At 35.2% G+C, this 11,175-nt stretch carries 9 protein-coding genes; 4 read left to right on the top strand and 5 right to left on the bottom strand.

The features are described 5' to 3' along the window. The 5 genes from PUH65_RS14930 to PUH65_RS11370 form a co-directional block, all read right to left on the bottom strand. Positions 1-193: UDP binding domain-containing protein (locus tag PUH65_RS14930; RefSeq protein WP_370692041.1), on the bottom strand; the 193-nt coding region annotated here is incomplete at its 3' end. Positions 194-276: 83 nt separating this feature from the next. Continuing rightward, positions 277-1,107 carry a nucleotide sugar dehydrogenase gene (locus PUH65_RS11385; RefSeq protein ID WP_370692040.1) on the bottom strand — a complete coding sequence of 277 codons (831 nt, stop codon included), beginning with the start codon at positions 1,105-1,107 and terminating at the stop codon, positions 277-279. A gap of 50 nt (positions 1,108-1,157) precedes the next feature. Beyond that, complete coding sequence (locus PUH65_RS11380; protein ID WP_305520120.1) at positions 1,158-2,438, bottom strand: nucleotide sugar dehydrogenase; 1,281 nt, start codon at positions 2,436-2,438, stop codon at positions 1,158-1,160. A gap of 261 nt (positions 2,439-2,699) precedes the next feature. Next, positions 2,700-5,045, bottom strand: coding sequence for a tyrosine-protein kinase (locus tag PUH65_RS11375; RefSeq protein WP_305520119.1), 2,346 nt, complete (start codon positions 5,043-5,045; stop codon positions 2,700-2,702). Positions 5,046-5,047: 2 nt separating this feature from the next. Next, the gene (locus PUH65_RS11370) at positions 5,048-5,848 is read right to left on the bottom strand and encodes a polysaccharide biosynthesis/export family protein (RefSeq protein WP_305520118.1); all 801 of its coding nucleotides are present in this window, start codon (positions 5,846-5,848) and stop codon (positions 5,048-5,050) included. A 1,153-nt stretch (positions 5,849-7,001) separates the two neighbouring features. Between PUH65_RS11370 and PUH65_RS11365 the strand changes: the two genes are divergently transcribed. The 4 genes from PUH65_RS11365 (at position 7,002) to PUH65_RS11350 (ending at position 11,113) form a co-directional block, all read left to right on the top strand. Next, entirely contained in the window at positions 7,002-7,973 is a 972-nt protein-coding gene (locus PUH65_RS11365) for a polyprenyl synthetase family protein (RefSeq protein WP_305520117.1), read from the top strand. A gap of 130 nt (positions 7,974-8,103) precedes the next feature. Next, entirely contained in the window at positions 8,104-9,054 is a 951-nt protein-coding gene (locus PUH65_RS11360) for a GSCFA domain-containing protein (RefSeq protein ID WP_305520116.1), read from the top strand. 163 nt (positions 9,055-9,217) lie between these two features. After that, positions 9,218-9,982 carry a TatD family hydrolase gene (locus tag PUH65_RS11355; protein WP_305520115.1) on the top strand — a complete coding sequence of 255 codons (765 nt, stop codon included), beginning with the start codon at positions 9,218-9,220 and terminating at the stop codon, positions 9,980-9,982. A gap of 9 nt (positions 9,983-9,991) precedes the next feature. Then, positions 9,992-11,113, top strand: a complete 1,122-nt coding sequence (locus tag PUH65_RS11350; RefSeq protein WP_305520114.1) for a 1-acyl-sn-glycerol-3-phosphate acyltransferase — start codon at positions 9,992-9,994, stop codon at positions 11,111-11,113. Positions 11,114-11,175: the final 62 nt, after the last annotated feature.

Here is an 11,175-nt window from a genome sequence, read left to right as displayed (position 1 = left end):
GTGTCAAACGATTAGTAATGATCAGATCGCATTTATTCTTAAAAAGTTCTAAATCATTAATTAATTTGGATCCGAAAAAAAGTTTTTCTTCGAGTACCGGTTCATAAACTATAACTTCTACGCCTTTAGCTTTAATTCGTTTCATTACACCCTGCATTGCAGAAGCTCTGTAATTATCGGAACCAGATTTCATAATTAGTCTGTAAACTCCTACTGTATTAGGATTTTTGGCTAAAACAGAATCAGAGATAAAATCTTTTCGTGTTCGGTTAGCATCTACAATAGCCTGAATAATATTATTGGTACCGCATCATAGTTCGCCAGCAACTGTTTGGTGTCTTTTGGCAGACAATAGCCTCCATAACCGAAGGATGGATTATTATAATGCGAACCAATACGAGGGTCTAAACTTACCCCTTCAATAATCTGTCTGCTATTGAGCTCGTGGGTTTGCGCATAGCTATCCAATTCATTGAAATAGGCAACCCTTAAAGCCAAATAGGTATTGGAGAAAAGTTTAAGTGCTTCTGCTTCTGTAGGATCGGTAAATAAGGTGGGGATTTCTTTTTTCACCGCTCCCTGTTTTAATAAATCTGCAAAGACTTCTGCTCGCTCACTTTTTTCACCGACGATTATTCTAGAAGGATATAAATTATCGTATAATGCTTTTCCCTCTCTTAAAAATTCTGGAGAAAAAATAATGTTTTGAAAATTTAATTTAATTCTCAGTGATTCTGTATAACCTACTGGAACAGTCGATTTAATAACAACCACCGAATTACGATTATATTCTTTAACCTCAGTGACCACCGCTTCTACGCTATTGGTGTTAAAATAATTTGTTTTAGGATCGTAGTCCGTTGGAGTGGCAACAATAACATAGTCAGCATTTTGGTAGGCCTCTTTTTTGTCTAAAGTTGCTCTAAAATTCAATTTTCTGTTATTTAAAAAATTTGTAATCTCATCATCTTCAATGGGCGACTTTTTATTGTTGAGAAGCACAATTTTTTCAAGTACAATATCAAGAGCCACTACCTCGTTATGCTGCGCCAGAAGCATTGCATTTGATAGTCCGACATATCCTGTTCCTACTACTGTGATTTTCATATATTTATGATAAATATTTTTTTTTCTAGTAATTAAATTATAATCACAAACTATAATTTAGAATCACAATTTTCTAATATTCCCTTCACATCATAAACAACAGCTTTCTCTTTTTTAAACTTCTCCAAATCCAACGCTAAAAATTCTTTATGAGCCACTCCCAAAATAATCGCATCAAACTTCTCTGTTGGGATTTCTGAACTACTTTCAAGTCCGTATTCATGTTTTACTTCCGCTGAGTTTGCCCAGGGATCATAAATACTGACTTGCGTTCCATAATCTTCTAAAGCCGCAATAACATCCACAATTTTAGTGTTCCGAACATCTGGACAGTTTTCTTTAAAGGTAATGCCGAGCATTAAAATCTTCGCATTATTAACCTTAATGTTTTTCTTAATCATGGTCTTAATCACCTGCGAAGCGACGTACTGTCCCATAGAATCATTCAGTCGTCTACCTGCTAAAATAATTTCTGGATGATAGCCATATTCCTGGGCTTTCTGGGCTAAGTAATAAGGATCAACACCAATGCAATGTCCACCAACCAAACCCGGTTTAAAAGGCAGGAAGTTCCATTTTGTTCCGGCCGCTTCTAAAACATCATGGGTATTGATATCCATCAGATTAAAAATCTTCGCCAGTTCGTTCACAAAAGCAATATTGATATCGCGCTGTGAATTTTCAATGACTTTCGCCGCTTCTGCCACTTTAATGGTTGGCGCTAAATGCGTCCCGGCAGTAATCACCGATTTATAAATGTTATTTACAATTTGACCGATTTCTGGGGTAGAACCCGAAGTGACTTTCAGGATTTTTTCTACCGTATGCTCCTTGTCTCCCGGATTAATTCTTTCTGGGGAGTAACCCGCAAAGAAATCAACATTGAATTTTAAACCAGATACTTTTTCAACCACAGGAATACAGTCTTCCTCCGTCGCACCTGGATAAACCGTGGACTCATAAATAACGATATCTCCTTTTTTCAAAACCTTTCCCACCGTTTCACTGGCTTTAATTAAAGGCGTTAAAACAGGACGATTGTTTTTATCGACCGGAGTAGGAACCGTGATGATGTAAATAGTAGAATCTGCGATATCATTAAAGTCATAAGAACAGTACAATCCTTTTTCTTCATTGGTCGGATTTTTTGCAACCAAAGCAGATTTCAAAAGTTCATCTGAAACTTCTAAGGTATCATCGTGACCGTTATTGAGTTCCCGAATACGCGCTTGATTAATATCAAATCCAACGGTCGGGAATTTTGTAGCGAAAAGTCTTGCGAGCGGCAAACCTACATATCCCAGACCTAATACTGTTATTTTATGTTTCATTTTATCTTTTGATTTTTTTCAATGCTTACGATTATTTTCTTTTCAACCTCTATATTTAAGAGGAAGTATTGCGTTGATTTAATTTTTATTGATTGTCCGTAAATAGTAATAATTTGTAATTCGTTGCGAACTTTGTTAAGTGAAACGGCTTTGCGAACTTAAAAACGTGCGGAAAACAGCATATTTATTAAGAAAACTTTGCGCTCTTTGCGTTTAAAATTTTCATTATTATTGAATACGGATATACATAAATTTTTAATACTAAATTTTTCCTTTTAATCTTGTCCAGAAATTCTGTTTGGTGTCCGTATAATACCCATATCCATATTTCCCTCCATAGCCATAGCGTAATTCACTTTTTTTGATATCGTTTAAAACGATTCCAATTTTCGCTACGTTTTCATCGGCTGCCACGACCTTTACATAATTAAGCAATTGCTTTTCAGTGTATTTGGCGCGCGTTACATAAACCAGCACATCGGCTAAAGATAAAAGGTGGAAGGAGTCACTCACCATCATCATGGGAGCCGAGTCAATGAGTACATAATCGTACTTCGTCGTTAAATCAGTGATTAAACTTTTCAGCCTTTTCTCTTCCAGTAAATCCGTCGGGTTCGGTGGTATCGTACCCGTATCGATAATGTCTAAATTAGGATTTAAACCAGATGGTTCTAAAATGTCAGTAAGTTCCAGACTGGGGTCTGCTAAATAATCTGCTAGTCCAATGTTTTTTGCGTTAATATACCTTTTTAATTGGGGATTACGTAAATCGGCTCCAATTAAAACAACTTTTTTATTCGAACTGAAGGTCAGTGCAGAATTCATAGCAATCGTTGTTTTACCTTCTCCTTTTACAGATGACGTAAACAAGATGACCGGTGCACGATCCTGAATTTTATTCAGCATAAATTTTAAATTCGTACTCAATATTCGAAATGCCTCCGCATAAATAGACAAATCATTTTTCTGAATTAAATCGCCTCCTTCTTTTTCAGCGGTAGGAATTTCTGCCAGCAAAGGAATATTGGGCAATACCCTTGTTATATCTCCTTTATTCGATATTTTAGAATCAAAAAAGAAATAAACATAAAATAAAAGAAAAGGCAACGCTAAACCTAAAACAAAAGCAATTAAGTATATTTTAGAGTTTTGCGGCGAAACTGGATTCGTAAAAGTATAGGCAGGATTGACTACTCTTGCTTTTGGCGTAGTCACCGCCAGTGAAATTGAAGTCTCTTCGCGTTTTTGCAATAGGAAAAGATAGAGGGCTTCTTTAATGTTTTGTTGGCGGTCAATATTTCTAAATATTTTTTCTTGAGCAGGAAATTTTCCAACGGCTGCTTTGTTTTCGTTCACTTTTTCCTGTAAAGAAGAAATATTCGATTGTAAAGAGGTTCGTGATTTCTGTAAATTTTCTTTAATAAGACTACGCATCGAAGCAATATCGCGATTGAACTGGATAACCGCTGGATTCGAACTCGTGGCTTGTCTTAAAGTTTTGTTTCTGGTTAATACCAGTTGATTGTATTCATTAATAACATTGTCTAGGCCAGAAGGCATGCCTAAGTTGCTGGGTAAGAGTTGTTCATTATTGGCTGAGTTCGCATAAGTTAAAACAGAGTTCACCATTTCTAATTGCGTCCCAACGTCCATGATTTTTTTCGTCGCTTCATTGGCATTCTGAACAGACAATTGCGCCTGACTCACCAAATCGGTAATCTGATTGTTACGCTTAAAGTTCGCTTTCTGATCTTCAATATTTCCGAGTTCCTTGGTAATCAAATCAAGACGACCGTCGATGAAATTTGCCGTGTTTTCGGATTCTAAATTTTTATTGTCAATCGCATCTTTATTATATTGCTTGATTAATTCATTTAAAATATTCTCAGATTTCCCCGGAATAGGACCCGTTAAACTCAATGAAATAATATTGGATTTATTTTTTGAATCCTGCTCTCCAATAATATTTTTTTCTAAATTGTTCACTACCGCATCAGGATGAACCAAGGTGATGGTTAGTGGCAATGTAAAATCGGTCAATGGTTGGCGATCGATTGTAAAAGCAGCGTACTTTAACTGAATCTTTTGTCCATACTGATACGTTTTTTCTGGACTGTTTTCCTGCTTTAATTTGAACTGTTTCTCATTGATAGGAGAAAAAGAAAAAGATTGATTCGTAAACTTCTTCGGATTGAGAACTGCAAGAGTTCCGAAAATTGGCGCTTCATCGTAAATATTCGTTGTTCGAACCCGCCCGTCACTTGAAACCTGCACATCTAAATGAAGTTTTTTCACCAAGTCATGAAGAATTGGTTTTGATTTCATGATGGCGATTTCATCCTGCAGATTATTGCCGCCAAAACCTCCACCTAGGGAAACATTGGTAAAATCTTCCATGCTGATGGATGATCTTTTATTATCTGAAGTGGAGACCAATACAGAAGTATTGGTCAGATACTGTTTAGGAGTGTACCTGAGATAAAGCCAGGCGAGAATTAGTGCTACCACTAAGGAAAGCAAAAACCAAGGCCATTTTTTGAGATATTTATTTAATTCCGCTTGCAGATCAAAGGAGGATTGATCTTCGTGTTCAGTGAATTCGTCCATATTTATTTTAAAGTACTGATAAGGATTGAAGTTATAGCGACTGCACTTCCGATGATTGAGAAAATAAGATTACGGTTTGGATTCGTACCAGCAATAATTTTCTTATTTTCATCGGGCTCTACGTATAATACATCGTTTTGCTGCATATAATAATACGGGGAAGAAGTAATGTTTTTATCGGTGAAATAAATCACATACGTTTGATCACTTCCATTTTCATGTCTTACTAGTTTTACTTTGGTACGGTCGCCGTTATCGGTCATATCTCCTGCCATCCCTAAAGCTTGCAGAATAGTTACTTTATCGGATGGACTGGTGTATTGTCCGGGTTTTTTAACTTCCCCCAAGACTGTGATGTTAAAATTTAACTGACGGATAGAAACCATTGGATCCGTAAGGTATTCCAAGAGTCTTTTTTCTAAATCTTCCCGAAGTTCAGACATCGTCATATTCTGTACAAATATTTTCCCCAGAACAGGAAAAATAATATAACCTTCATTACTCACCAGGTACCCTTGTGGAAAATTTTGCGGATTTTGATTTTGTTGAATACCGGTGATTTCTCCCGCTTGATTCATGGAATGAAGATTAAAAGGACGTACTGCGTTATCATCAAAAGCAGTAACTTTAATATCCAGAAGATCACCTGACTGTAAATGAGTCCCAAGAAACACCGCTTGCTTAACCTCTTGGTCAATAGCAGTTGTCTGATTTTCCATATAGACCATATTCTCCTTCGGTTTACACGAAAAAGCGGTGAGGATTAATGTGGAAACTAAAAAAATATTTTTGATCTTTTTCATAAAAATTATAGAATTTGCAAAAGTAGAGAAAATAAATTTTTGAGGAAAAATAAACTGGGGATTACTCTGGCTTTTTAGAGAATAAATTGAAAATAAATCGTTAAAAACTAACTTTTTTTTAATGATTTACACTTAATGTTAACTTTAAAATACAAACAATGTATTTTGAATTAAATGTGAATGTTAAGGTGATTTAATTTTGGACGGGGCAGCCTCACCGATGCTTCACAGATCCGTCATGGATAAAGCATGGATAAAGCATGAGAAGTGCATGAAAACTTGACCTCAAAAAAAGGGTGATTTTGCACTTAATTAATAATTCGTGCAATTAAAAAGTGGAGCAGGTGATCGAAGATACAGCATCTTTATGATAGTTCTTATTTGATTGAACAAAAAACCACATCGATTTAGAAATGGCTATAACCTTCATTATTAAGGGAGGGTAAAGTCAGGGATCCTTTACCTTATAGCGCAGCTAAATCATAAAATAATAGACTGCAGGTAAATGGTTTAACTATAAAATTACTGGAGTTGTTATGGACTTACTATGGACTCGCTATGGAGTATTGTGCCTGGAGAGTGGAAAGTGACGCTGATGTCACGGTTCAAATATAATTAAAAATCTTAGAGCCTGTGATACATTTAATGTGCAAACTTATCACAGGTTCGCAGGTGTTTCAAATTATTTAAGCAATAGTGATTCGCTGGTGGCAGATAGCCAATGACTTTAAGATTCACCCTGTACCTGCAAACACTTAAACAGTCAATATTCAGGTATATAAAAGAACTTCTATCATCATATCCGTTTTCGCTGTGGGAAAAACACACAAAATCATTTTTTCTTTATGGTTACATATTTTAATCGACAGTGGAAATACATGACGAACCTCTGTAAATTGGAATAAAACTGCAGAAACCTCTAAAGAAGTAGTTCTTAATGTGAAAATATCGGCAACACAAAAAAACTAATGAAAACTTATATAAACAGTTTTAATTTTATACTGATAGACCGAAAGTGTTTATTATTTTTGTTAAAATAAAGCAGAATCTCAAATAAATTACCATTAAAAATTCCGCATCAAAATCAACCTCATTCCCGAATTTTTTGGCAGACCCCATTTATAAATCGTATTTTTGCACAAACAAGAAATTTATGCAGTTTTTAGATGAATATCAGGAGATGGTTTCGAAAGCAATCGAAAAATATGTCTTTAGAGATAAACCCGAGGAACTTTATGCTCCCATGAATTATATTATTTCACATGGGGGGAAACGTCTTCGTCCCATGATGGTTTTAATGGCCTGTGAAATGTTTGGTGGTGATTTGAAAAAAGCCCTTAAACCTGCTTTGGCAATCGAGTTTTTTCATAATTTTACCTTGATCCATGATGATATTATGGATGAAGCACCCCTTCGAAGAGGCAAACCTACGATTCATACGATGCACGGAATCAACACAGGAATTCTTTCCGGTGATGCCTTAATGTTCAAAGCACTTAAGTTTTTTGAAAATTTAGAACCCGAATTATATAAAGCGTGTATGCGTGTTTTTATTCACACAGGCTTATTATTGTGCGAAGGTCAACAATACGACATCAATTTTGAAACGCAGGAAGAAGTAAATTTCAATGATTACATCCGAATGATTTCTTATAAAACAGGAATTTTAAGCGCCTCTTCTTTTGAGATCGGAGCTTTAATTGCTGGTGCAGATTTTAAAGATGCGAAAGCGATTTTTAATTTCGGTAAACACGTCGGAATCGCTTTCCAGATTATGGATGATTATTTAGACGTCTTCGGAAACCAGGAGCAAATCGGTAAAAAACATGCGGGGGATATTTATGAAAATAAAAAAACCGTCCTCTATCTTTTAGCCCTGGAACACGGGACTGAAGAAGAGAAAAAAGAATTGGAGTTCTGGTATTCCAAAAAAACCGATAATGTTGATAAGGTTTACAGCGTCGAAAAGATTTTCCGTCGCACAAGAGTTGATGAGAAAACATTGCTGCTAATTCAGGAACATAATGAAATCGCACAGGGATATTTAAAGAAAATCAGCGTTTCTGATGAGAAGAAAAAACCATTCATTGAACTCGCCAATTACTTATTGCGAAGAGAAAGCTAATTGACATCCCCAAAATCCCCCTTCACTGTAGGGGTGGCGATTCGCGCCAGCGAATTGGCGGGTTAGTCGAACACTGCATTTAAATCATCAAATTATCACATCACTCAATCATCGCATTATCACATCACCAATGAAATTCCGAACAGAAGTAGAAATTCCTAATTCCGATCAAAAAATAGAAGTTGAAGGTCAGATTTTTTCAATAGGTTCTTGCTTTGCCACAGAAATGTCGGATTTATTAAAACAGGGACAATTACAAACTTTCAATAATCCTTTCGGCACGCTTTTCAATCCGTTTTCCATCAATAAAGCGGTTAAAAAATTGCACGATGCCCATTTTTATGAAGAAGGTGATTTGGTGAGTTTTAATGAAGAAGTATTTTCTTTAGACCATCATACTTCATTTAGGACTCGCTTTGTTCACCAGACTTTAGACAAAATTAATTTTCAGATCGAAACTGGAAATCAGTTCCTTCAAAATACGAATTGGATTCTGATTACGTACGGAACTTCCTATATTTATGAATTTTTGCCGAAGAAAAAACTCGTTGCAAATTGTCATAAAATTCCTGGAAAATATTTTGAAAAAAGATTGCTGACAAATTTAGAATTAACCGATTCCATTTATGAAACCATTGTAAATCTAAAAGATATTGCAAAACCCAACGTTCAGATTTTATTTACGGTTTCACCCGTGCGTCATACTAAAGATGGTATGATCGAAAATAACCTGAGCAAAGCAAAGTTGATTACCGCAATTCACGAGATTTTACCACAGTTTGAAAACTGTCATTATCTTCCTGTATATGAGATTTTAATGGATGATCTGCGCGATTACCGATTCTATAAAGAAGATTTGATTCATCCCAATAATCAGGCGGTTAATTACATTTGGGAGAAATTTGGAAACGCGTATTTCTCTAATGAAACCATGGATTTTATTGAAGAGAATTTAAAAATAGCAAAAGCATTAGACCATAAAACAACTGACGAAAAGAATCCAAAATATCAGGAGTTTTTAGAAAAGATAAAAGCAAGAATTTCCTTGCAGCAATCGAAAGTAAAGCATAAAATCTTTTAAATTGATTTCCGTTCAAACCGATTTAAGTGGTTCGACGATTCAACTTAAAAACTAAAAATAAGGGAATCAAGTCGGGCTGCTGTATCATTTCATCTGGAAAATTATTTTACTAATAACTTTCAACTTTCAACCTTCAACCATCAACCATCAACCATCAACCATTATGATCGATACGCACACCCATTTATATTCCGAAGAATTTGATGAAGACCGAAGAGAAATGATCGAAAGAGCCCTTAACAAAGGGGTCACGAAATTTTATCTTCCGGCGATTAATTCTGAAACGCATGAAAAGATGCTCACCTTAGAAAGTGAATATCCAGATCAGATTATTTCGATGATGGGACTTCATCCATGTTATGTGAAACCAGAATCCTGGGAACAGGAACTGAAAATGGTTGAAGAATATTTGAATCAGCGACCATTTGCCGCCATCGGTGAAATTGGAATAGATTTATATTGGGACAAAACCACATTAGACATCCAGGTAAAAGCGTTTGAACAGCAAATCGATTGGGCAATCGAACGCGATATGCCAATTGTAATTCACACCAGAGAAAGTTTTGATGAAACATTCGAAGTTTTAGACCGAAAAAAACACCCAAAATTAAGAGGAATATTTCATTGTTTTTCTGGAAATTTAGAACAAGCAAAACGAGCAATTGATCTTCAATTTATTTTAGGAATCGGTGGAGTAGTCACCTTTAAAAATGGAAAGATCGATCAATTCTTAAAAGAAATTCCTTTAGATAAAATTGTCTTAGAAACAGATTCACCTTATCTCGCACCCGTTCCACATCGCGGAAAAAGAAACGAAAGTTCTTATCTTGATTTAATCGTAGGAAAATTGGTGAATATTTATGGTAAAGATTTTTCCGAAATCGATACAATTACGACAGATAACGCAGATCGGATTTTTAATAGGTAAAGAAAGATCATGAAAGAGAAATTCGACAGCATAAGATTTTATCATCCCGAAGAAGTGAATCCTGCGATACGCTTTATAATGCGCCATCCTATGATGAAACTTCTTCTGCATTATAGTCTTCCCAATATTTCAGATGAAAAAATACAGCAGATTGTTGGTGATATCCATTCTATCGAAGATTTTCAGAAAGCCATTATTTATCCAAGTATCAAGAATGTTTTGAAAGCAAGTTCTGACGGATTTACGATTTCCGGAGCAGAAAATTTGAATAAAAAGGAATCTTATCTTTTTATTTCCAATCACCGGGATATTCTTTTAGACACCTGTTTGTTAAATTTTGCTTTGTTAGAGAAAGGTTTAAACCTTACAGCATCGGTTATTGGAGATAATTTGGTGCAAAGAGATTTATACCTTATTTTGGCAAAACTAAACCGTAATTTTTTTGTAAAACGGAGTGCCTCGCCACGCGAACTTTTAGAAAATAGCAAACTTTTATCTGAATATATTTTCCAGTTATTAACCTGTGAAAATCGCTCGGTTTGGATTGCGCAGCGAGAAGGTCGTGCTAAAGATGGTAATGATTTCACTCAAGCTGCCGTTTTGAAAATGATTTCTATGTTTGATGCGCACAGTAAACCTTGTCAATATTTTAAGAAATTAAAAATAGTTCCTGTTTCTATTTCTTATGAGTTGGACCCGACAGACAAATTGAAAGTTGAAAAAATGTGTGAAGATCATCTGAATCAAGAAAAGCACAAAAACGAAGATTTTCTCAATATTATGACGGGAATTTCTGGCCAGAAGAAAAGAATTCACTTGCATTTTGGCAAAATAGAAGATGATATTTATACGGATATTGAAAAATCAGTTTCCAATTCTAATAAGCAAATAAAGAAGTTGGCAGAGGTTTTAACCAAAAAAATTGTAGACGGTTACAAACTTTGGCCAAGTAATTATATTGCTGCAGATTTACTACAAAATAGCACCCTACATTCGAAATATTATACCGAAAAGGAAAAGCAATTCTTTATCAAAAGAATGAATTTAAGCATTGTTAAAAATAATAGTTGTATGAATCAAGCGCTTTTAGAAATGTATGCAAATCCCGTTTTTAACAAACGAGATCTATAAAAAATGCCACGAATTCACAAATAATTAATTCGCGAGTTCGTGGCAAATGTTTTATAGCAACA

Origin of the sequence: Kaistella sp. SH40-3, from assembly GCF_030686865.1 — a bacterium.
In the GTDB taxonomy this organism is placed as follows: domain Bacteria; phylum Bacteroidota; class Bacteroidia; order Flavobacteriales; family Weeksellaceae; genus Kaistella.
The sequence above is the reverse complement of the archived record's forward strand: the minus strand, read 5'-3'. Positions and strand labels throughout refer to the sequence as shown.